This window comes from Klebsiella sp. BIGb0149 (genome assembly GCF_004362605.1).
In the GTDB taxonomy this organism is placed as follows: Bacteria; Pseudomonadota; Gammaproteobacteria; order Enterobacterales; family Enterobacteriaceae; genus Klebsiella; species Klebsiella terrigena.
The window spans coordinates 205,349-227,881 of sequence record NZ_SNYG01000004.1 but is presented as its reverse complement, the minus strand read 5'-3'; the positions used below and the strand labels follow the sequence as shown (position 1 = coordinate 227,881).

The 22,533-nt window shown below is 60.7% G+C and carries 14 protein-coding genes; 8 read left to right on the top strand and 6 right to left on the bottom strand.

Features of this window, described 5'->3' with window-relative positions:
• Positions 1 to 7: 7 nt before the first annotated feature.
• The 6 genes from bcsB (at position 8) to EDF75_RS15985 (ending at position 12,383) form a co-directional block, all read left to right on the top strand.
• A complete protein-coding gene (bcsB, locus tag EDF75_RS16010; protein ID WP_133600132.1) occupies positions 8 to 2,353 on the top strand; it encodes a cellulose biosynthesis cyclic di-GMP-binding regulatory protein BcsB in 2,346 nt (781 codons plus the stop codon).
• A 3-nt stretch (positions 2,354 to 2,356) separates the two neighbouring features.
• Positions 2,357 to 3,466 (top strand): cellulose synthase complex periplasmic endoglucanase BcsZ, encoded by a 1,110-nt coding sequence (gene bcsZ, locus EDF75_RS16005; RefSeq protein WP_208113321.1) that lies wholly within the window; start codon positions 2,357 to 2,359, stop codon positions 3,464 to 3,466.
• On the top strand, positions 3,448 to 6,927 hold the full coding sequence (gene bcsC, locus EDF75_RS16000) for a cellulose synthase complex outer membrane protein BcsC (protein ID WP_133600131.1): 3,480 nt from the start codon (positions 3,448 to 3,450) through the stop codon (positions 6,925 to 6,927). The genes bcsZ and bcsC overlap by 19 nt, the downstream gene beginning before the upstream one ends.
• Before the next feature lie 285 nt (positions 6,928 to 7,212).
• A complete protein-coding gene (gene hmsP / locus EDF75_RS15995; RefSeq protein WP_133600130.1) occupies positions 7,213 to 9,219 on the top strand; it encodes a biofilm formation regulator HmsP in 2,007 nt (668 codons plus the stop codon).
• 155 nt (positions 9,220 to 9,374) lie between these two features.
• Entirely contained in the window at positions 9,375 to 10,661 is a 1,287-nt protein-coding gene (locus EDF75_RS15990) for a dicarboxylate/amino acid:cation symporter (RefSeq protein ID WP_076946222.1), read from the top strand.
• A 219-nt stretch (positions 10,662 to 10,880) separates the two neighbouring features.
• Positions 10,881 to 12,383, top strand: coding sequence for a M16 family metallopeptidase (locus tag EDF75_RS15985; RefSeq protein ID WP_133600129.1), 1,503 nt, complete (start codon positions 10,881 to 10,883; stop codon positions 12,381 to 12,383).
• A gap of 58 nt (positions 12,384 to 12,441) precedes the next feature.
• Here EDF75_RS15985 and kdgK read toward each other — a convergent pair whose 3' ends face one another.
• Positions 12,442 to 13,371, bottom strand: a complete 930-nt coding sequence (gene kdgK / locus EDF75_RS15980) for a 2-dehydro-3-deoxygluconokinase (protein WP_133600128.1) — start codon at positions 13,369 to 13,371, stop codon at positions 12,442 to 12,444.
• A 194-nt stretch (positions 13,372 to 13,565) separates the two neighbouring features.
• On the opposite strand from kdgK, the gene EDF75_RS15970 reads away from it, so the two are divergent.
• Entirely contained in the window at positions 13,566 to 15,617 is a 2,052-nt protein-coding gene (locus EDF75_RS15970) for an AsmA family protein (RefSeq protein ID WP_133600127.1), read from the top strand.
• A 45-nt stretch (positions 15,618 to 15,662) separates the two neighbouring features.
• Here EDF75_RS15970 and EDF75_RS15965 read toward each other — a convergent pair whose 3' ends face one another.
• The 3 genes from EDF75_RS15965 to EDF75_RS15955 form a co-directional block, all read right to left on the bottom strand.
• Positions 15,663 to 16,985, bottom strand: a complete 1,323-nt coding sequence (locus EDF75_RS15965) for an MFS transporter (RefSeq protein WP_045853937.1) — start codon at positions 16,983 to 16,985, stop codon at positions 15,663 to 15,665.
• A gap of 269 nt (positions 16,986 to 17,254) precedes the next feature.
• On the bottom strand, positions 17,255 to 18,286 hold the full coding sequence (gene yhjD, locus EDF75_RS15960; RefSeq protein WP_133600126.1) for an inner membrane protein YhjD: 1,032 nt from the start codon (positions 18,284 to 18,286) through the stop codon (positions 17,255 to 17,257).
• Positions 18,287 to 18,407: 121 nt separating this feature from the next.
• Positions 18,408 to 19,307, bottom strand: coding sequence for a LysR family transcriptional regulator (locus EDF75_RS15955; protein WP_133600125.1), 900 nt, complete (start codon positions 19,305 to 19,307; stop codon positions 18,408 to 18,410).
• Positions 19,308 to 19,425: 118 nt separating this feature from the next.
• Between EDF75_RS15955 and EDF75_RS15950 the strand changes: the two genes are divergently transcribed.
• Positions 19,426 to 20,184 carry an SDR family NAD(P)-dependent oxidoreductase gene (locus tag EDF75_RS15950; protein ID WP_133600124.1) on the top strand — a complete coding sequence of 253 codons (759 nt, stop codon included), beginning with the start codon at positions 19,426 to 19,428 and terminating at the stop codon, positions 20,182 to 20,184.
• A gap of 17 nt (positions 20,185 to 20,201) precedes the next feature.
• Here EDF75_RS15950 and EDF75_RS15945 read toward each other — a convergent pair whose 3' ends face one another.
• Together EDF75_RS15945 and EDF75_RS15940 are read right to left on the bottom strand one after the other, a co-directional pair.
• A complete protein-coding gene (locus tag EDF75_RS15945) occupies positions 20,202 to 20,750 on the bottom strand; it encodes a GNAT family N-acetyltransferase (RefSeq protein WP_133600123.1) in 549 nt (182 codons plus the stop codon).
• A gap of 69 nt (positions 20,751 to 20,819) precedes the next feature.
• Positions 20,820 to 22,472 carry an alpha,alpha-trehalase gene (locus tag EDF75_RS15940; protein ID WP_133600122.1) on the bottom strand — a complete coding sequence of 551 codons (1,653 nt, stop codon included), beginning with the start codon at positions 22,470 to 22,472 and terminating at the stop codon, positions 20,820 to 20,822.
• Positions 22,473 to 22,533 lie beyond the last annotated feature (61 nt).

The following is a 22,533-nucleotide window of genomic DNA, read 5'->3' as shown; positions in this document are numbered from 1 at the left end:
TAATGCGATGAAAAGAAAACTCTCCTTGATTTGTGCAGTGGCGGTGGGAATGGCTGGCTGGTACCCCTTCGCGTCTTACCCGGAACCAACGGCGGCCATTACTGCGGCGCCGACCGCTGCCGCGCCGCTAACCGCGCCTGAACCCACTCTTGCGCAAGACCAGCCGACGGCGACCGTCGTTGACCCGGCCGCGCCGGTGGTGGTGGCGGAAAATATCCCGACCCGCGACGTCAAGCTGAGCTTTGCCAAAATCGCCCCGGCGCCGGGCAGCATGGTGCTGCGCGGCGCGCGTCCCGATGGCTCGGTGGAATTCGGCATGCGCAGCGACGAGGTGGTGGCTAAGGCGCTGCTGAATCTCGACTATACGCCGTCGCCGTCGCTGCTGCCGGTGCAGTCGCAGCTCAAGGTCTACCTCAACGATGAGCTGATGGGCGTTCTGCCGGTCACCAAAGAGCAGCTGGGTAAAAAGATCAGGGCGCAGATCCCTATCGATCCGCTGTACATCACCGACTTTAACCGCGTGCGCCTCGAGTTTGTCGGCCACTATCGCGACGTTTGTGAGAACCCGGCCAGCAGCACGCTGTGGCTGGACATCGGGCGCGACAGCAACCTGGATCTGACCTACCAGGCGCTGAAGGTGCGCAACGATCTCTCCCATTTCCCGGTGCCGTTCTACGACTCACGGGATAACCGCCCGCTGAACCTGCCGATGGTTTTCGCTTCCGCCCCGGACGCGCGGCAGCAGCAGGCGGCGGCGATTGTCGCCTCCTGGTTTGGCAGCAAGGCCGGCTGGCGCGGCCAGCAGTTCCCGGTCTATTTCAACGCGCTGCCGGATCGCAACGCCATCGTTTTTGCCACCAACGACAGGCGCCCGGATTTCCTGCGCGAGCATCCGCCGGTGAACGCGCCGACCATCGAAATGGTTGACCATCCGGACAACCCGTACGTCAAGCTGCTGGTGGTGCTGGGCCGTGACGATAAGGATCTGCTGCTGGCGGCGAAGGGCATTGCGCAGGGCAATATTCTGTTCCGCGGTAACAGCGTGGTGGTGGACGACGTTAAGCAGCTGCAGGCGCGTAAACCTTACGATGCGCCAAACTGGGTGCGGACCGATCGCGCGGTGACCTTTGCGGAGCTGAAAACCTACGAACAGCAGCTGCAGTCCAGCGGGCTGGTGCCGGACTCGATTAACGTGGCGCTCAACCTGCCGCCGGATCTCTATCTGCTGCGCGCCAACGGCATTGATATGAATCTGAAATATCGCTACACCATGCCGCCGGTCAAAGATAGCTCGCGCATGGACATCAGCCTGAATGACCAGTTCCTGCAGTCCTTCAGCCTCAACAGCTCTCAGGACGTCAACAAGCTGATACTCCGTCTGCCGGTGCTGCAGGGGCTGCTGGACGGTAACTCCGCGGTGACCATTCCGGCGCTGCGCCTGGGTGCCATGAACCAGCTGCGCTTTGATTTCCAGTACATGAACCCGATGCCGGGCGGCTCAATTGATAACTGTATTACCTTCCAGCCGGTACAGAACCACGCGGTGATCGGCGACGACTCGACGATTGATTTCTCGAAGTATTACCACTTTATCACCATGCCGGACCTGCGGGTCTTTGCCAACTCGGGCTTCCCGTATAGCCGGATGGCCGACCTCGCCGAAACCCTGGTGGTGGTGCCGAAAACGCCAACTCAGGGCCAGGTTGCCACCCTGCTGGAGTCCGTTGGCGGCATCAGCGCCCAGACCGGCCTGGCGGCGATCAATATCCAGGTCACCGATGACGGTAGTCAGGTTAAGGGCAAAGACGCCGACCTGCTACTGATCGGCTCGATTCCACCGGCGCTGAAGGACGATACGCGAATTAACCTGCTGGTTGAGGCGACGAAAAGCTGGGTGAAAATGCCGATGCGCCACTACGAGCTGCCGAGCATTTATCCTGACGATGAAGCCCGGACGCCGAACACGCGCGCGGACATCACTTCTTCCGGACCGATGGCGGCCATTATTGGCTTCCAGTCGCCGTATCACGACCAGCGCAGCGTCGTGGCGCTGCTGGCGGACAGCACCCGCGGCAACGAACTGCTCAACGATGCGCTGAACGACAGCGGTAAGCGAGCGGCGATGTTTGGTTCGGCGGTGGTGGTGCGTGAATCCGGCGTCAACAGCCTGCGGGTGGGCGACGTCTATTATGTCGGGCATCTGCCGTGGTTTGAACGCATCTGGTTTGCGCTCTCCAGCCACCCGGTGCTGCTGGCTATTCTGGCGGCGGTCAGCATCGTGCTGCTGGCGTGGGTACTGTGGCGCATGCTGCGTATCGTCAGCCGTCGTCGCCTGCACCTGGATGACGAGTAACCCATGATGAATGCGCTACGCACAGGGGTGATATCGCTATTGATGCTGGCGGCGGCGCAGGCCAGCGCCGCCTGCCGGTGGCCTGCCTGGGACCAGTTCAGGAAAGAGTACGTCAGCGCCGAAGGGCGCGTCGTTGACCCCAGCGATCCGCGGAAAATCACCACTTCGGAAGGGCAGAGCTACGGCCTGTTCTTTGCCCTGGCGGCCAACGATCGCGATGCGTTCGGCAAGCTGCTGCAGTGGACGCAAAACAACCTCGCCGAGGGCGATCTGCGCGCGCATCTGCCCGGCTGGCTGTGGGGCAAAAAGAGCGACAGCGAGTGGACGATGCTGGACAGCAACTCGGCCTCCGATTCGGATCTGTGGATAGCCTGGTCGCTGCTGGAGGCCGGGCGCCTGTGGCAGATGCCGCAGTACGTTGAGGTGGGGAAAGCGCTGCTGTCGCGCATTGCCGATGAAGAGGTAGTGGAAGTGCCGGGACTGGGGCCGTTGGTGCTGCCGGGGAAGGTCGGCTTTGCCGACGATAAAGGCTGGCGCTTCAATCCCAGCTATCTTCCGCCGCAGCTGGCGAACTATTTTGTCCGCTACGGCGCCCCGTGGCCGAAGCTGCGCGACGGCAATATCCGCCTGCTGCTGGAGACGGCGCCCAAGGGCTTCTCCCCTGACTGGGTACGCTACGAGAAAGGTAAGGGCTGGGAGCTGAAGGCGGATAAACCGATTATCGGCAGCTACGATGCGATCCGCGTCTATCTGTGGGTCGGCATGCTCAACGACGGCGATAAGCAGAAGGCGCGCCTGCTGGCCCATTTTAAACCGATGGCGCAGCAGACTATCAGCCAGGGCCTGCCGCCGGAAAAGGTGAATATCGCCACGGCGAAGACCGCAGGAAACGGCCCGGTGGGCTTCTCGGCCGCGCTGCTGCCGTTCTTACAAAATGAGGATGCCCGGGCCGTTCAGCGCCAGCGCGTCAGCGACAACTATCCCGGCGCGGACGCGTACTATAGCGCGGTCCTGACCCTTTTTGGCCAGGGATGGGATCAACATCGTTTTCGCTTTACCGCCGATGGCGAATTACAACCTGACTGGAACCAGGAATGCGCAAGTTCTCACTAACGTTTATCACCCTGGCGCTGGGGGCTGCGCTTCTGCCGCTGGCGCAGGCCGCGACTACGCCTGCTCAGGACCATCTTCTGGAACAGGTGCGGCTGGGGGAAGCGAGCAATCGTGAAGATCTGGTGCGTCAATCGCTGTACCGGCTGGAGCTGATTGACCCGAACAATCCGGACGTTATCTCCGCGCGGATGCGCTATCTGCTGCGCCAGGGCGATACCGATGGGGCAAAGAAACAGCTCGATCGCCTGTCGAAGCTGGCTCCGGACTCGACCGCCCTGAAATCCTCGCGCAGCGAAATGAACCTCAGCACCGGCGACGGACGCCAGGCGCTGCAGCAGGCGCGTCTGCTGGGCGTGTCGGGGCATGTAGAAGAGGGCGTGGCCGCATATGAAAAGCTGTTCGGCGGCGTGCCGCCGGATGAAACGCTCGCCATTGAGTACTGGTCTCTGGTCGCGCGGCTGCCGGCGCGGCATAACGAAGCCGTCCTTGAGCTGAAAAAAATTAACGCCAGCTCCCCGGGCAACGTCGCCCTGCAAACCGCGCTGGCTAAGCTAATGTTTGCCGACAATAAGCCGGATGAAGGTTTTGCCTGGCTAGAGCAGATGTCGCGCTCGGCCGCCGGGCGCAGCACCGCCGCCTCGATATGGTTCGACAAAATAAAAGATATGCCGGTCAGCCGCGCCAGCGTGCAGGCGCTTCAGCGTTTTCTGCTGCTCTTTGCCACCGGCGAATCGGCGGCCAATGCCCGGGTGCTGCTCGAGCAGCAGCAGGGGCAGCTCAAAGACCCAACCTTCCTCGCCCGCTCCGAAGGGCTGGCGGCGGTGAAAAGCGATAAACCGGGCCAGGCGGTGGCGGATTTACAGCAGGCCGTTCGCGCGGATGCCAGGGACAGCGACGCCGTGGGCGCGCTGGGCCAGGCCTATTCGCAGCGCGGGGATCGCGCCCGCGCCGTGGCGCAGCTGAATAAAGCGCTTGCCATGGACCCCGATAGTCCGAATCGCGACAAATGGCGCAGCCTGCTGCAGACCAACCGCTACTGGCTGCTGATTAAGCAGGGCGACAGCGCGCTGAAAGCCGGGCAGCTGGCGCAGGCGCAAAACGCCTACGCGCAGGCGCAGCGGGTGGATCGCACCGACAGCTACGCGGTTCTCGGCCTCGGCGACGTGGCCGCCGCGCGCAAGGAGAGCGCCGCGGCGCAGAGCTACTATCAGCGCGCGCTGCGCATGGATCGCGGCAACAGCCTGGCGGTACGCGGGCTGGCGAACCTCTATCGTGCGGAATCGGCGGAAAAAGCCAGCGCCTTTATCGCCGGGCTGACGCCGGCCCAGCGGCGCAGCATTGACGATATTGAGCGCAGCCTGGCTAACGAACGTCTGGAAAAGCAGGCTGAAGCGCTGGAGAGTCAGGGCAACTGGGCGCAGGCTGCGGAAGTGCAGCGTCGACGCCTGGCGCTCGACCCCGATAGCGTCTGGATCACATATCGTCTGTCGCGAGATTTAGTCAGCGCAGGCGAGCGGGCCGAGGCGGATACGCTGATGCGCACTATGGTCAACCGTAAGCCCGGCGACGCCGATCGGGTCTACGCCTGGGGCCTTTATCTATCCGGCAACGGCCAGGACGATATGGCCCTCGCGCAGATTAACGCGCTGCCGCGTAGCCAGTGGAGCGATAATATTCGCGAGCTTGAGGCGCGCCTGCAGAGCGATAATATTCTGCGTCAGGCCAACGGGCTGCGCGAGGCGGGCGAGGAAGAGCAGGCGATTGCGCTGATTAAGCAGCAGCCCGCATCGGTGCGCTACGATCTGACCCTCGCCGACTGGGCGCAGCAGCGCGGCGACGCGCAGACGGCGATCCTCCAGTACAACGCGGCGTTGAGCAAAGAGGCCAACAACGGCGACGCGCGCCTGGGGCTGGCGGAAGTCTACCTTGCCGAGGGCGACAAAAACGCCGCTCGCGCGCAGGTCGCGCAGCTGAAGGGCGAGGACGCCGAATCGATCAATATGCAGCGGCGAGTCGCGCTGGCCGAGGCCGGACTGGGCAACGCGGCCCAGGCGCAGCAGATCTTTAGCCGTATCACCACCCAGGCGAAAGCGCAGCCGCCGTCGATGGAGAGCGCGCTGGTGCTGCGCGATGCGGCGCGTTTTCAGGCGCAAAACGGCCAGCCGCAGCAGGCGCTGGAAAGCTATAAAGACGCGATGGTGGCCTCCGGCGTGGCGACGGCTCGTCCGCAGGATAACGACGCCTTCACCCGCCTCACCCGCAACGACGCGAAGGACGACTGGCTTAAGCGCGGGATCCGCAGCGACGCGGCGGATCTTTATCGCCAGCAGGATCTTAACGTCACGCTGGAGCATGATTACTGGGGATCCAGCGGTACCGGCGGCTATTCCGATTTAAAAGCGCAAACGACGATGCTGCACGTGGATGCGCCGCTGGCCGACGGCCGGATGTTCTTCCGCACCGATTTGGTCAATATGAACGCCGGCAGCTTCTCAACCAACGGCGACGGCAGCTACTCGCCGAGCTGGGGCACCTGCGGCGAGATTGCCTGCACCAGCGGTAGCCTTCACCAGAGCGACAGTGGGGCGAGCGTGGCGGTCGGGTGGAAGAACGACACCTGGAGCGGCGACATCGGCACCACGCCGATGGGCTTTAACGTCGTCGATGTCGTCGGCGGTCTGAGCTACAGCGACGATCTTGGCCCGCTGGGCTACACCCTCAATCTGCACCGTCGGCCGATTTCCAGCTCCCTGCTGGCGTTTGGCGGGCAGAAGGACAGCGCCAGCCATACCGGTAAAACCTGGGGCGGGGTGCGCGCCGACGGCGGCGGCGTCAGCCTGAGCTACGACAAAGGGGAAGCCAACGGCGTCTGGTCTTCGCTGGGGGCCGACCAGCTCACCGGCAAAAACGTCGCCGACAACTGGCGCGTGCGCTGGATGACCGGCTACTACTATAAAGTTATCAACGAAGATAACCGCCGCGTGACGGTCGGTCTGAGCAATATGCTCTGGCACTATGACAAGGATCTCAGCGGCTATACTCTGGGACAGGGCGGCTACTATAGCCCGCAGGAGTACGTCTCTTTCGCCGTGCCGGTGACCTGGCGCCAGCGTACCGAAAACTGGGCGTGGGAGCTTGGCGGCTCCGTCTCCTGGTCACACTCGCGGACGAAAACCCAGGCGCGCTATCCGCTGCTGAACCTCATTCCCTCTGAGTATCGCGCTGATGCCAGCCAGCTCAGCGAGGAGGGCAGCAGCAGCCAGGGCTTCGGCTACACCGCCCGGGCGCTGGTCGAACGGCGGGTGACCGGCAACTGGTTCGTGGGCGCGGCGGTTGATATCCAGCAGGCCAAGGACTACACCCCGAGCCACGCGCTGCTCTACGTTCGCTACTCGGCCTCCGGCTGGCAGGGCGATATGAATATGCCGCCGCAGCCGCTGGTTCCCTACGCTGATTGGTAGCAGAATAGGCTGAATTACGCGATCAACCGTCACTCCACCCCCGTGTTCGCGTATACTCGTCGTACTTCGCGCCGCGGGGGGCATCTCCCCGTTCGCGCTGCGCTAATCGCGACGCCGGCCCGGCGTGTCCGCAAGCCCGGGGGCGGTGCCTGGCACCCGTCCTGGTGACCCGCCTGGCGCTCTCTGTCGGGCGTTTACTCGCTATTTTGCAGAGACAATCAGCCGCAAAATACCGGCGTTGATGGACGAAATCCGGACAGTATTCAGTATCAGTGGAGAACACAGTTGCGCGTCAGCCGCTCACTTACAATTAAACAGATGGCGATGGTCGCAGGCGTGTCCATGGCATTTGTATTGGTCTTTTGCTCTATTTTACTCTTTCACTTTGTGCAACAGAGTCGCTTTACTACGGCCACGCAGTTAGAAAGCATCGCCCGTTCCGTTCGCGAGCCGCTCTCTGCGGCGATCCTGAAGGCGGATATTCCTGAGGCGGAAGCCATTCTCGGTCGTATCCAGCCCGCCGGCATCGTCAGCCGGGCGGACGTGGTGCTGCCGAACCAGTTCCAGGCGCTGCGGATGCGATTTATCCCCGAGCGCCCGGTTCCGGTCATGATTACCCGCATGTTTGAGCTGCCGGTACAGATATCGCTGCCGATATACTCCCAGGAACGACCCGCTAACCCGCAGCCGCTTGCCTATCTGGTGCTGCAGGCCGACTCGTACCAGATGTATAAATTCGTGATGAGTACGCTTTCTACGTTAGTGACTGCTTACTTTCTGCTGGTGCTGGTTCTGACGGTGGCGATCACCTGGTGCATCAACCGCCTGATCGTCCGTCCGCTGCGTAAGGTGGCGCGTGAACTTAACGACGTTCCGCAGCAGGAGCGTCTCGGGCATCAGCTGACGCTGCCGCGGCTGCATCACGATGATGAGATAGGCATGCTGGTGCGCAGCTACAATCGCAACCAGCAAACCCTGCTGCGCCGGCACGATGAGCTCTCTTTACAGTCCACCCGCTTTCCGGTCTCCGACCTGCCGAATAAGGCCTTCCTGATGGCGCTGCTTGAGCAGGCGGTCGCCCGCCCGCAAACCTCGGCGCTGCTGGTGGTCGCCTGCGAAACGCTGCAGGACACCGCCGGCGTCCTGAAGGAGGCCCAGCGCGAAATACTGCTGCTGACTCTGGTGGAAAAGCTGCGGGCAATCATCCCCTCGCGTATGGTGCTGGCGCAGGTCAGCGGCTATGACTTTGCGATTCTGGCCAGCGGCATCACCGAGCCCTGGCAGGCGGTGACGTTAAGTAAGCAAGTGCTCACTGCAATCAGCGAGCGTCTGCCGCTGCACGGCATCCAGCTCCGCCCCTGCGCCAGCGTCGGAATTGCGATGTTTAACGGCGAGCTGAGCGCGGAGCAGCTCTACCGACGTGCGGTTTCCGCCGCCGTCGCCGCGCGGCGCAAAGGTAAAAACCAGATTGAGTTCTTCGATCCGCAGCAGATGGAGAAGGCGCAGCGCCGGCTGATGGAAGAGCACGATATTCTGGCGGCGCTGGATAATCAGCGTTTCGCCATCTGGCTGCAGCCGCAGGTGAATATCGCCAGCGGCGAAGTGTGCGGCGCGGAGGTTCTGCTGCGCCAGCGCCAGGAGGACGGCAGCTGGCTGCTGCCGCCGGATCTGATTGAACGCATTGAGGCCTGCGGGCTGATTGTCCCGGTCGGCTACTGGGTGATGGAAGAGGCCTGTCGCCAGCTTGCGGCATGGCAAAGCCAGGGCATTATGCTGCCGCTATCGGTGAACGTGTCGCTGCTGCAGCTGCTGCATCACGACCGGGGCGCAGAGATGCTGACCCTGCTCTCGCGCTACCGCATTGCGCCGGGCACGCTGATCGTCGAAATTACCGAAAGCCGCCGGCTGGACGATCCGCGGATGGTGGTCTCCCTGCTGCGCCCGCTGCGCGAAGCGGGGGTGCGCATCGCCCTCGATGATTTTGGCATGGGTTACGCCGGGTTGCGCCAGCTCCAGCATATGAAGTCGCTGCCGGTTGATATCCTGAAAATCGATAAGGCCTTCATCGATATGCTGCCCGAAGATACCAGCATGGTGCCGGCGATTATTCAGCTGGCGCGCGGCCTTAACCTGCGCATCGTGGCGGAAGGCGTTGAGAGAGAGGAGCAGCACCGGTGGCTGCAGGAGGCCGGCGTCGATATCGGCCAGGGCTACCTCTTCGGTTGCGCCTTACCGCAGGAGGCGTTTGCGGCGCAGTTTTTGCCGGTGAACGAAGAGGGTGCAAGCCTGTAACGGGAGGCTGACTTGTGCGAGTCAGCTCTAAGTTTTTAACAATTCCGTTGCAATTTCGCGCTTAGTTATTTCTGAAATGTTTCCCGGGTGTTACTTTTAAGCCACAGACGACCTATAACCCTTCCAGGTCTGTGGTTATACCCAAAGGACACCCTATGAAAACCTCTCTCTTCAAAAGCCTCTATTTTCAGGTTTTGTCGGCCATTGCGATCGGTATTCTGCTGGGCCATTTCTACCCGGAACTGGGCGCGCAGATGAAACCCCTTGGCGACGCCTTCGTTAAACTGATTAAAATGGTTATTGCACCGGTTATCTTCTGCACCGTCGTGACGGGGATTGCCGGGATGGAAAGCATGAAGGCCGTTGGCCGTACCGGTGCGGTAGCGCTGCTCTATTTTGAAGTTGTCAGTACCCTTGCGCTGATTATCGGGCTTATCATCGTCAACGTGGTGCAACCCGGCGGCGGCATGAACGTCGATCCGGCCACCCTGGATGCGAAGGCGGTGGCGGTCTACGCCGAGCAGGCAAAAGATCAGGGCATTGTCGCCTTCCTGCTGGATATTATTCCCGGCAGCGTGATCGGCGCTTTCGCCAGCGGCAACATCCTGCAGGTGCTGATGTTTGCGGTGCTGTTTGGTTTTGCCCTGCATCGTCTGGGCAGCAAGGGCCAGCTGATTTTTAACGTTATCGAAAGCTTCTCGCAGGTGATCTTCGGCATCATCAACATGATTATGCGCCTCGCGCCGATCGGCGCCTTCGGGGCCATGGCCTTTACCATCGGCAAATACGGCGTCGGCACCCTCGTGCAGCTGGGCCAGCTGATCGTCTGCTTCTACATTACCTGTATTCTGTTTGTGGTCGTGGTGCTGGGCACCATCGCGCGGATCACCGGCTTTAGCATCTTTAAATTTATCCGCTATATCCGCGAAGAGCTGCTGATTGTTCTCGGGACCTCCTCGTCCGAATCGGCGCTGCCGCGCATGCTGGATAAGATGGAGAAGCTGGGCTGTCGCAAATCGGTAGTGGGTCTGGTGATCCCCACCGGCTACTCGTTCAACCTTGACGGCACCTCCATCTACCTGACGATGGCGGCGGTATTTATCGCTCAGGCGACCAACAGCCATATGGATATTTTCCACCAGATAACGCTGCTGGTGGTGCTGCTGCTCTCCTCGAAAGGCGCCGCCGGCGTCACCGGCAGCGGTTTTATCGTCCTTGCAGCCACCATTTCTGCCGTGGGCCATCTGCCGGTTGCCGGTCTGGCGCTGATCCTCGGTATCGACCGCTTTATGTCCGAGGCGCGCGCGCTGACCAACCTCGTGGGCAACGGCGTGGCGACTATCGTGGTGGCGAAATGGGTGAAAGAGCTGGATTCCCAACAGCTGGATGATGTCCTTAATAACCGCACTCCGGCGAACAAATCGCACGAATTATCCTCTTAAATCCATCTGTTAGGCCCGTTGCTCTTGCTGGACTCCGGGCTCCTGCGCATAATTAGGTATCGCTCCCCGGGGTTGGGGAGTGATACTAAATGATTATTTTACGTCTCCGTGCGACATTTTCCTCTCCGCGTGGTCTAACCGACGTACTTACTCACCATATTTTTTGGCAGCCCTTCAGCGGGCTGCTTTTGTAACCAGGAATGTTCATCAGGGGTTCACATGCAGGGCACAAAAATTCAACTCTTAACGGGTGGTTTGCTGATGATGGCAGCGGCCGGTTATGTGCAAGCAGAAGCGCTCCAGCCGGACCCGGCCTGGCAACAGGGGACTCTCGCCAACGGACTTCAGTGGCAGGTTTTAGCCACTCCGCAGCGTCCTAGCGATCGTATTGAAGTCCGCCTGTTCGTCAATATTGGCTCGCTGAGTGAAAGCACTCAGCAGAGCGGTTTTAGCCACTTTATTCCCCGCCTGGCCTTAACGCAGAGCGGCAGCCTTCCGACGATGCAGGCGCGCTCCCTGTGGCAGCAGAGCATCGATCCGAATCGTCCGCTACCGCCGGCGATCGTCTCCTATAGCTACACCATGTTTAACCTCAGCCTGCCGAATAACCGCAACGACCTGCTGAAAGAGGCGCTGAGCTGGCTGGCCGACGCCAGCGGGAAGCTAACGGTGACGCCTGAAGCGGTGAATCACGCCCTGCAGGGTGGCGACATGGTCGCGACCTGGCCGCTGGATACCAAAGAGGGCTGGTGGCGCTACCGGCTGAAAGGTTCCACCATGCTGGGGCATGACCCCGCCGCGCCGCTGAAAACCCCGGTCGACGTTGCGCAGCTGAAAGAGTTTTATCAGAAATGGTACACCCCGGACGCCATGACGCTGATCGTCGTGGGCAACGTTGATAGCCGTAACGTAGCGGAGCAGATCGGCAAAAACTTCGGCGAGCTGAAGGGCAAACGAGAAACGCCGGCCGCGGTGCCGACGCTGGCTCCGCTGCCGACGACGCCGGTGAGCATCATGACCGATACCGTGCGTCAGGATAAGCTGTCGATCATGTGGGACGCTCCGTGGCAGCCTATTCGCGATTCGGTGGCGCTGCAGCACTACTGGCGCGACGATCTGGCCCGCGAGGCGCTGTTCTGGCACGTGCAGCAGAACCTGAGCAAAAACAATATCAAAGACGTGAACCTCGGCTTTGATTGCCGGGTGCTGTACCAGCGCGCCCAGTGCGCGATCAACATTGAATCGCCGGGCAACAAGCTCAATGCGAACCTGATTGCGGTGTCCCGCGAGCTGGCGAAGGTCCGCGATAACGGTTTACCGCAGGATGAGTTCGATACCCTGATTGCGCAGAAAAAGCTCGAGCTGCAAAAGCTCTTCGCCACCTACGCGCGTACCGATACCGATATTCTAATCAGCCAGCGCATCCGCTCGCTGCAGAATCAGGTGGTGGATATCGCACCGGAGCAGTATCAGAAGCTGCGTCAGGAGTTTCTTGATTCTCTGACCGTCGATATGCTGAATCAGTATCTGCGTCAGCAGCTGTCGCAGGATATGGCGCTGGTGCTGCAGCAGCCGCAGGGAGAGCCGGAATATAACATGAAGGATCTGAAGGCGACGTGGGAGAAGCTGATGGTGCCAGTGCCAACGGCGACGACGACGGCCGGAAGCGGTGAGGCTGCCGAGGCGCGCAGCGACGCGACGGATATTCCCCCCGCCCAGTAGGCCCGGTTGACGAGGCTCTTCCCGGGCTGCGGCACCGATGGCGCAGCCCGGGAGAGCGTTACTGCGGCATCGCGTCGCGCGGAATAATCGCCCCGCGATACTGGATGACCGTGCTGGCGGTCAGGTGCCCGCGGACGGCAGCGGACCGGGCGTCACCGCCGATCAGGCGTACGGCGAGGTAGCCGGCGCTGAACGAATCGCCGGCGGCCGTGGTATCAACCACCTTCTCCTTCGGCAGCTTGACGGCAGGGATCTCCTGCTGCGGCTCGCCGACAATCGACATCAGGCACGAGTCGGCCCCGCGTTTTACCACCACCTCTTTGACGCCGGCGGCATGCGTGCGGGCAATCACTTCTGCTACCGGTTTTTCACCCCATAGCGCATCTTCGTCGTCCAGCGTCAGGAAGGCGATATCGGTGCAGGTCAGCATTTGCTGATAAACCCGCTGAGTCTCTTCTTTGCTGGCCCACAGGCGCGGGCGGTAGTTGTTGTCGAATATCACCTGCCCGCCGTTAGCGCGACATTCGCACAGCAGCGTAAGCAGCTTCTCGCGGCTCTGCGGGCTGAGAATGGCGAGGCTAATTCCGCTGAGATAGAGGTAGTCAAAGGTCGCCAGCTCTTCGCAGATCGCGGCAGACTGCTCGCTCTCCAGCCAGAATTTTGCCGCCGCTTCGTTGCGCCAGTAGTAAAACGTCCGCTCGCCGGTATCGTCGGTTTCGATGTAGTAGAGTCCCGGCAGACGATCGGCCATACGCTGGATAAGATCGGTTTTGACCTCCTCAGCCTGCCAGGATTCCAGCATCTGCTGGCTGAAGGCGTCCGTCCCCAGCGCGGTAACGTAGTGCACGGCGAGCGCGCTGGCGTCGGTCTGACGCGCAATATAGACCGAGGTATTTAAGGTATCGCCGCCAAATCCACGGTTTACCGCCGCGTTTTTCTCTGACAGCTCAATCATACATTCGCCGATAACGGCAATTTTTTTAGACATCATCATGACCTGGGATTGAATCGGAATTAGCGCTAGTGTGCGCCGCGTCGTTTTTATGGTCAACCATATTAAAACATCGTTCCATTATTTTTTTGACATCAGGCACGTAATGTGACGAAAGGCGCATTTGTCGGAGAAAGATGCGCTTTTCAACTATATTCAGGACTGACGAGGAGCAAAGGAGCTGAGAGGGTATGACCACAACCCGCAAGACGATTGCCATTATCTCGGGAACGATAGTCTTACTTATCGTTGTGTTTTTCATCGTACTGGCGACCTTCGACTGGAACCGCCTGAAGCCCACGATTAACCAGAAGGTCTCCGCCGAGCTGAACCGGCCGTTTGCCATTCGCGGCGACCTCGGCGTGGTCTGGGAGCGCCAGCGCGACGAGCGGGGCTGGCGGAGCTGGGTGCCCTGGCCCCACGTCCATGCCGAAGATATTGTCCTCGGCAACCCGCCTGATATCCCCCAGGTTACGATGGTGCACCTGCCGCGCGTCGAAGCCACGCTGGCGCCGCTGTCGCTGCTGAGCAAAACGGTCTATCTGCCGTGGATTAAGCTGCAGCAGCCCGATGCCCGGCTGATCAGGCTCTCTGAGAAAACCAATAACTGGACCTTTACCCTCGGATCGGACGACGCTGCGGCCAGCCAGGCCGCGCCATCCGACTGGTCTTTCCGGCTGGATAACATCCTCTTCGATCGCGGACGGATCGCCATTATCGACAAGGTGACGCGCGCCGATATTACCCTGACGGTCGATCCGCTGGGCAAACCGCTGCCGTTTAGCGAAGTCACCGGCACGGAAGGCAAAGAGGCACCAAAGAGGGTGGCGGACTACGTTTTTGGGCTGACGGCTAAGGGGAGCTATCGTGACCAGCCGCTCTCCGGCAGCGGTAAAATTGGCGGCATGCTGGCGCTGCGCAGCGAAGGGACGCCGTTCCCGCTGCAGGGCGACTTCCGCTCCGGCAATACCCGGGTGGCCTTTAGCGGGACGGTGAGCGATCCGCTGAGCCTGGGCGGCGTCGATTTACGCCTCAAGTTCTCCGGCGATTCGCTGGGGGATTTATACGATCTCACCGGTATTGTCCTGCCGGATACGCCGGCGTTCTCCACCGACGGGCGCCTGCGGGCGACTTTCAATCAGCAGGGCGGGTCGCGCTTTAGCTATCGCGATTTCAACGGCCGGATCGGCGAAAGCGACATTCACGGCTCCCTGACCTACGCCACCGGCAAGCCGCGGCCGAAGCTGGAGGGCGACGTTGAATCCCGCCAGCTGCGCCTGGCGGACCTCGGGCCGCTGATTGGCGTGAACTCCGGGAGTAAGGCGAGCAAAACCGAGCAGCGTAAAGGCGAAGCTACGCCGCAGCCGGCCGGGAAAGTCCTGCCTTACGATCGCTTTGAGACCGACAAGTGGCAGCTGATGGATGCCGATGTCCGCTTCAAGGGGCGGCGAATTGAGCACGGCGGCACGTTACCGATTAGCGACCTCAGCACCCACGTTATCCTTGAGCGCGGCGACCTGCGCCTGCAGCCGCTGCGCTTCGGCCTCGCCAACGGCACGATCGCCGGTAGCCTGCATCTGCAGGGCGATAAAAAGCCGCTGCAGGGCAGCGCTAACCTGCAGGCCAGGCGCCTGAAGCTCAAGGCGCTGATGCCGAAGGTGGAGATGATGCAAAAGACCCTCGGCGAGATGAACGGCGATATGCAGCTGCGCGGCACCGGTAACTCGGTGGCGGCGCTGCTGGGCAACAGCAACGGCAATATCAAGCTGCTGATGAACGATGGCCTGATTAGCCGAAACCTGATGGAAATTCTGGGGCTGAACGTCGGTAACTATCTTATCGGGCAGATCTTTGGCGACGACGAGGTGCGGGTAAACTGCGCGGCGGCGAACGTTGACGTGGTTAACGGCGTCGCGCGGCCGCAGATCTTTGCCTTTGATACCGAAAATGCGCTGATTAACGTCACCGGGACCGCCAGCTTCGCCTCGGAGCAGCTCGACCTAACCATCGACCCTGAAAGCAAGGGGCTGCGCATTATTACCCTGCGCTCGCCGCTGTACGTGCGCGGCACGTTTAAATCCCCGGATGCCGGAGTGAAGGTGGGGCCGCTGATTGCGCGCGGTGCGGTAGCGGCGGCGCTGGCAACGCTGGTCACCCCGGCTGCGGCGCTGCTGGCGCTGGTATCGCCGGCGGAGGGCGAAGCCAACCAGTGTCAGACGATTTTGTCGCAGATGAAAAAGTAGATTCGGAGGAGCGCTGCCCGGCGCGACGCGCCGGGCAGCAAAGGATTACAGCGACTGGTGGCGAGTTTCGTGGGTCAGCAGCAGCGCAATCAGCGTCAGCGCGGCCATCGACGCCAGGTAGAGCCCTACCGCCGTCAGGCCGTAGTTGCCCTGCAGCCAGGCGGCAATATACGGCGCGACGGAGGCGCCAAGAATCGACGACACGTTATAAGAGAATGATGCGCCGGTGTAGCGTACTTCCGTCGGGAACAGCTCCGGCAGCAGGGCGCCCATCGGACCGAAGGTCAGCCCCATCAGGCTCAAACCAATCAGCAGAAACGCGAAGACCAGCACCGGCTGACCGGAACCCAGCAGCGGCTTAAAGGCGAACAGGGCAAAGAGAATAATCATTGAGGTAATGACGATCATGCTCTTACGACGGCCAAACGCGTCCGCCAGCAGGCCGGCAATCGGCACCATCACGCCAAAGCCAATCACCGCCATCATCAGCATCCACAGCACTTCGTTACGCGGCAGACCGAGGCCCACCGGCGCAGCGCCGGTGCTGAAGGTCATGGAGTAGACGGTCATGATATAGAACAGGGTATAGGTAGCCAGCATGATAAAGGTGCCGAGTACGGTCACCCGCACGTGCTTAGTCAGCAGCGTCCCCAGCGGAATTTTCACCTGCTTCTTCGCCGCGGCGATTTTGGCAAAGACCGGCGTTTCATGCAGCGAAACGCGGACGTACAGCCCGATAATCACCAGCACGGCGGAGAAGATAAACGGCACGCGCCAGCCCCATTCCATAAACTGCTGGTCGGTCAGCAGCCAGGAGAGCAGCAGGAAGGTGCCGTTTGCGAAGAAGAAGCCGATCGGCGCGCCCAGCTGCGGGAAGGAGCCGTACAGCGCGCGTTTACGCGGCGGGGCGTTCTCGGTGGCCAGCAGCGCCGCGCCGCCCCATTCGCCGCCAAGGCCCAGCCCCTGACCAAAGCGCGCCAGCGCCAGCAGCATCGGAGCCAGAATGCCAATGCTCTCATAGCCCGGCAGCAGGCCGATCACCACGGTAGAGATCCCCATGGTCAGCAGCGAGGCGACCAGCGTCACCTTACGACCGACGCGATCGCCGAAGTGGCCGAACAGCGCTGAGCCAATCGGACGGGCGACGAAGGCAATGGCGAAGGTTGCCAGCGACTGTAGCGTCGCGGCGGCCGGGTCACCCTGCGGGAAGAAGATATGCGGAAACACGATAACCGCGGCGGTGGCGTAGATGTAGAAGTCGAAGAACTCAATGGCGGTGCCGATGAGTGAGGCAACGACGACCTTATTGCGCGAGTTAACCGGTGCGGTTTCCTGCGCCTTGTCGAGCGTGGTGGCTGTGGCTTGCATAGATCTTTCTTATTTTTAGCGAACGAAAGGCCATATAGCCACAGCAAAAGCGACATTTCAATCTGTAACAGGGCGCGGGAGAGGTCAAAAAACGGGCAAAAAGCGGATAATTTGTGTGCCTGAAAAATAACTTCTATGAAATGCTTCACATAAATAAAACAATGGCAGATAAAACCAGGTTTAGGTTAAATAAAAGTTACACGTTGGATTTATCTGCTGAAATGATGGATCGGGCTGAATGATACCTCTCTATTCAGCCCGAACCGGCATCAATCGTGGGTTTTCCCCGGCATCCGGCGGTCGTCTTTATACTCGGCGGTGGCAATCCACGCCGCGCAGAACAGGGTCAGGCGCGCGAAGAAATAGAAAAAGGCCATCAGCCCTAAAACGGAGCCAAACGCGGCGCCCGACGGGGACTTCACCAGCGCCGGCAGCGTCCAGGTCATGACGATTTTAATCACCTCAAAGCCGATTGCCGCAATCATCGTGCCGCGTATCAGCGCCTTGCGCCGCGGACGGTGGCGCGGCAGGCGCCAGAAGATCCAGAAAAACAGCAGATAGTTGGCGAAAATCGAGATCGCCAGGCCAATCAGCCGCCAGGCCGGTTTGAGCCACTCAATATTGTCGAGATACAGCGCGGAGATGATGGTCTGCTGCGCGGCGCCGGCAATGGAGGTAATGGAGAGGGTAATAATCAGGGCGACCAGCAGGCCAATCAGCGAAATAAAGTCGCGGAAGTATTTTACCCAGATTTTTTCCTGATCCTGCGGCGTACGCTCCCAGACGTCGCGGGACTGGGCGCGGATGGCTTCCCGCAGGTTGCCCATCCAGTTAATGCCGGAATAAAGCGCGACCAGCAGCCCGACCAGGCCGACGGTAGTGCGCTGCTGAACCGCGGTATTGATGGTGTTCTTCAGCGTCGCCGCCAGCGTCGGATCGCTGACGTTGAGCAGGATTTTATCGAAGATATCCTGCAGCAGCGTTGGATGCCAGGTGAGGACAAAGCCGGCGGCGGCGAAGGAGACCATCAGTATCGGGATCATCGATAGAAACGAGAAGTAGGTGATGGCCGCGCCGAACTGATTGCCCAGGCGGTCGTTAAAGCGTTCGGCCGCGCGGATCAGGTGCGCAATAATCGGATTTCGCTGGACCTTTTCCGCCGTCCCGGTCACGCTTTTCAGCGCCTGGTTCGCTTTCTGTCCCACGGCTGATTCGTTGATGGCGGCCAGCTTACTTTTACTTTTTTCCGGCTGCTGGCCCGGATCCTGGGTCGGGCGTGTGGCGTCGTTTTCCGGTGTCATTAGTTATTTCTTCCTTTTTTTACAGCGAGATTCAGCAAAAATTATATACGCAAAACGCCGGTTGCGGCGGCGGAGCGGTAAACCCGACCGCAGGGCCCCGGCAAAACGGGCCCGTCGCGGGCTAATCGACGTAGCCTTTCATCACGCCGCCGAGCCACTCCATAAACAGGTGTACGCGGCGCGAAAGATTGCGCCGATGCGGGTAGATTAGCGAAACCGGCAGCGGTTCGGCGCGGTATTGCGGCAGAATTTCAATCAGCTCCCCGGTACGCAGCGCTTCGCGAACGCCGACGCGCGGAACCTGAATAATACCCAGCCCGGCCAGGCAGGCGGCCTGGTAGGTCTCGGTGCTATTGACGGTCAGTATGCCGCCGGTTTTTATCCAGCGCGCGGCGCCGTCGCTGATGACCTCAAAACCCGCCGGGCGGACGCCAAGGGTGCTGGCATAGTGGATCAGGGCATGATCGCCGAGATCGTCAAGAGAGTGCGGGTAGCCGAAGCGCGCCAGATACTGCGGGCTGGCGCAGTTAATTTGCGTCAGCTTACCCAGCGGACGCGCGATCAGGCCGGAATCTTTCAGCGTACCGACGCGGACGACGCAATCAAAACCTTCACGGATCACGTCAACCAGCCGATCGCTGCTGCTCAGTTCGAGCTCGATCCCCGGATACTGCTGCAAAAAAGCCGGCAGCCGCGGAATAATCAGCTTTTTTGCCAGGCCGACGGGCATATCTACCCGCAGTCGTCCGCTGATGCTGGAGGGATCGTGCTGGAATATGCCGTCCAGCTCATCGAGGTTGCTCAACAGATCTTTGGCGCGTTCGTAGTAGACCATTCCGTCCTGAGTGAGCTGGACCCGGCGGGTGGTGCGGTGCAGAAGGCGCGCGCCGAGGTGGCTTTCCAGCGCCTGGATCTGGCGCGATACGCTGCCTTTCGGCAGGCCCAGGGTGTCGGCGGCGCGGGAAAAGCTCTCCAGCTCCGCCACGCGAATGAACAGCTGCATTGCGTGAATTTTATCCATACCTGAGACCTATTGTTGTTGTCACAGAAACAGTAAAACGTAATTTAGCGTATTTATTGTTTTTCCGTCAGCTAATAAGCTCTTTTACGATGCAAATGCAACTGATAAGGGGTTTCTGATGACACAACGTATTGCTTTAGTGACCGGCGGTAGCCGTGGATTGGGAAAAAACGCGGCGCTGAAGCTGGCGGCGAAGGGAACCGATATTATCCTGACCTACCACAGCAACCGGCAGGCGGCGCTGGAAGTTGTCGTTGAAATCGAGCAAAAAGGGGTTAAAGCTGCGGCATTAGCGCTTAACGTCGGCGATACGGCGAGCTTCGAAAGCTTTGCTCTGGAGGTGGAAAAACTCCTGCAGCAGCGCTGGCAGCGCGGCACCTTTGATTATTTATTAAACAACGCCGGGATCGGTCTCAACGTCGCCTTTGCTGAGACCCGCGAAGCGCAGTTTGACGAGCTGATGAATATCCATTTTAAAGGCCCGTTCTTTCTGACCCAGCGTCTGCTGCCGCTGCTGCAGGACGGCGGACGCATCCTCAACGTCTCAAGCGGGCTGGCCCGCTTCGCGCTGCCGGGATACGCCGCCTATGCATCAATGAAAGGGGCAATGGAGGTACTGACCCGCTACCAGGCAAAAGAGCTGGGCGCGCGCGGGATCTCGGTGAACATTATTGCGCCGGGGGCCATCGAGACGGACTTCGGCGGCGGCGTGGTGCGCGATAATGCGCAGGTAAACCAGCATATTGCGGCACAAACGGCGCTGGGGCGGGTTGGGCTGCCGGACGATATCGGCGATGCGATAGCGGCGCTGCTGAGCGACGATCTGCAATGGATGAACGCCCAGCGCGTGGAGGTTTCCGGCGGGATGTACCTGTAAGCCGCCAGGCCGCGGCGCTAGCCCGCCGCGGAGGCGGGGCGGTGATAATCGCGCGGCAGCAGGCCAAATAGCCAGTCGTTATGCCAGCGGCCGTTGAGCCAGTAGCATTCGCGCAGCTCGCCCTCCAGCAGAAAGCCGGTTTTCTGTAACAGGCTTTTCGAGGCGATGTTGCCGGCGGTGACGGTGGCGGTCAGGCGACGGACGCCGCCTGCGGAAAAGGCGAAATCGCACAGCGCCTGCAGTGATTCGTAGCCGTAGCCTTTTCCCTGGGCCTGGGGAGTGAACAGGAACCCGACCTCAGCGCAGTCGTCCTCGTGGTGCCGGTAGCCGGTCATCCCGAGCGGCACGTGGGTGTGTCGGTCGCGGACGATCAGGCACAGCCAGTGCCTGGCGCCCGGCGTCCACGGCGACAGGCGCGAATCGAAGGCTTCGCGGATCTCGGCGAGCGGGCGCGAATCGGCAATATAGAGCATCACCTGCGGATCGCGCTGCAGGGCTAAAAAGAAGGACCAGTCATCCAGCTGCAGCGGCGAGCAGCGCAGTCGTGGCGTAAGCAGTTCAGGCATAGTTCAGGATTCCTGCAACGGTCAATAGCGTGACCATAGCAGGACATTCTTCGCCGGAATAGCACCTGGTTATAATGGCTCGCCGTAGAGGCCTATCAGCCGACGCACCACGCCGTTGGTCCAGCCGAAACCATCCTGCAGCGGGTATTCACCGCCGCCGCCCTCGTGCGGGACGCCGCTGGCAATATGGTACTTCTCAATCAGCTTATGATGCTGCTTGTAGAAGTGGTTCACCGTTTGCAGCCAGCTTTGGGCTATCTCATCGCCGAGCGGGTCCTGACCGTACATTTTGAAGCCCTGCACCGCCATCCACTGCAGCGGCGCCCAGCCGTTGGGCTTATCCCACTGCTCTCCGCTTTCATACTCGGTGGCCATAATGCCGCCAGGCGTCAGCAGGCGAGCCCGCACCGCGTCGGCAAGGCGATCCGCCTGTTCATGCGTGGCCATCCCGACGTACAGCGCCACGATGCTGGCGGCTGAAAAGAGCGCCAGCTGCTCGCGGCGCCAGTCGTAGTCGCGGAAGCAGCCGCTGTCGTCATCCCACAAATAGCGGGTCACCGCCGCCCGACGGTCGCTGGCCTTCTGGCGAAACGCGGCTTCCGTTTCGCGATCGCCCTCAACGCCGGAGAGATTGGCGATGGTATTTTCCAGCTTGAACAGGAAGGCGTTCAAATCGATGGGGATAAACTGGGTGGTGCGAATACTCGCCAGGCGGGTGATATCGCGCAGCCAGCGGCTGGAGTAGTCCCAGCCGGAGGCGGCGCCGGCGCGCAGGTCGCGATAAACCTCGTTAGGCGGGCGGCCGGAGCGTTTTGCCGTTTCCACATCTTCGCGCCAGGACTCGTCGCGCGGGGTGTCGCGATCGTCCCAGTAGCGGTTGAGCAGCGAGCCGTCCGGCATACGTACCGCGTGGCGATACGCCTGGTTCGGGATCAGCGACTCGGCGCCGTCCATCCAGAAGCGGTACTCCATCTTCAGATGCTCAAGGTAGCGGCGAGCGCCGCGCACGCCGTCCTCTTCAAACAGCTCAACCATCAGGGCAAAAACCGGCGGCTGTGAACGGCTGAGGTAGTAGGTGCGATTGCCGTTAGGGATATGGCCGTAGGTTTCAATCAGCCAGGCGAAGTTGTCCGCCATGCACTTCAGCAGGTCTTCGCGGCCGCTCTCCGCCAGACCCAGCATCGTGAAGTAGGAGTCCCAGTAGTAGGTCTCGCTAAAGCGGCCGCCGGGCACAATATACGACTGCGGCAGCGCCAGCAGCGACGACCACGGGATATGATCCTGCGGCTCGCGGGTGAGGATCGGCCAGAGGTGATCGATATGCTCTTTCAGGGATCGCTTAGGATCGGAAACGTAATCTTCCGCGCGATGATCCGGCAGCCAGAAGTGATCCTCGACGAACTGCCGCAGATCGAACCCTGGGATGCGCCTCACCCGGCGGTAGTGGATTAAAATATCCAGCGGGTCCTGCTTTGGCGCGCAGTCGGGGAAGGTTTTGCTGTCGGCGAAAATGCGCGATTTTTGCACGTGGGAGAACAGCTCCAGATAGCGATCGGCCGGGGTCAGGGCGTCAGACGCCGGCAGCCCCTCGATAATTTCTGGCTCCGGTTCGGCGTCGAACATTTCGTCCAGTTTTAACTCATACGGATCGGCTTCGTAGCGCAGATCGACGTCGATCTTTAACTCATCGCTATTATCGTTGCGTAATGTCTGGCTGGACATAGTGATACGGACCTCCGGATCGCGTCGCTTAATGGCGCCGGGTATTCCCGGCATGGCTTTT

What these genes read in the sequence shown, in the direction of transcription:
- EDF75_RS15965 (WP_045853937.1), bottom strand. Translation starts at nt 16,985, where the DNA reads ATGCAAGCCACAGCCACCACGCTCGACAAGGCGCAGGAAACCGCACCG.
- EDF75_RS15945 (WP_133600123.1), bottom strand. Translation starts at nt 20,750, where the DNA reads ATGCCTGAACTGCTTACGCCACGACTGCGCTGCTCGCCGCTGCAGCTG.
- EDF75_RS15990 (WP_076946222.1), top strand. Translation starts at nt 9,375, where the DNA reads ATGAAAACCTCTCTCTTCAAAAGCCTCTATTTTCAGGTTTTGTCGGCC.
- EDF75_RS15985 (WP_133600129.1), top strand. Translation starts at nt 10,881, where the DNA reads ATGCAGGGCACAAAAATTCAACTCTTAACGGGTGGTTTGCTGATGATG.
- bcsZ (WP_208113321.1), top strand. Translation starts at nt 2,357, where the DNA reads ATGATGAATGCGCTACGCACAGGGGTGATATCGCTATTGATGCTGGCG.
- EDF75_RS15955 (WP_133600125.1), bottom strand. Translation starts at nt 19,307, where the DNA reads ATGGATAAAATTCACGCAATGCAGCTGTTCATTCGCGTGGCGGAGCTG.
- yhjD (WP_133600126.1), bottom strand. Translation starts at nt 18,286, where the DNA reads ATGACACCGGAAAACGACGCCACACGCCCGACCCAGGATCCGGGCCAG.
- EDF75_RS15950 (WP_133600124.1), top strand. Translation starts at nt 19,426, where the DNA reads ATGACACAACGTATTGCTTTAGTGACCGGCGGTAGCCGTGGATTGGGA.
- bcsC (WP_133600131.1), top strand. Translation starts at nt 3,448, where the DNA reads ATGCGCAAGTTCTCACTAACGTTTATCACCCTGGCGCTGGGGGCTGCG.
- bcsB (WP_133600132.1), top strand. Translation starts at nt 8, where the DNA reads ATGAAAAGAAAACTCTCCTTGATTTGTGCAGTGGCGGTGGGAATGGCT.
- EDF75_RS15970 (WP_133600127.1), top strand. Translation starts at nt 13,566, where the DNA reads ATGACCACAACCCGCAAGACGATTGCCATTATCTCGGGAACGATAGTC.
- EDF75_RS15940 (WP_133600122.1), bottom strand. Translation starts at nt 22,472, where the DNA reads ATGTCCAGCCAGACATTACGCAACGATAATAGCGATGAGTTAAAGATC.
- kdgK (WP_133600128.1), bottom strand. Translation starts at nt 13,371, where the DNA reads ATGTCTAAAAAAATTGCCGTTATCGGCGAATGTATGATTGAGCTGTCA.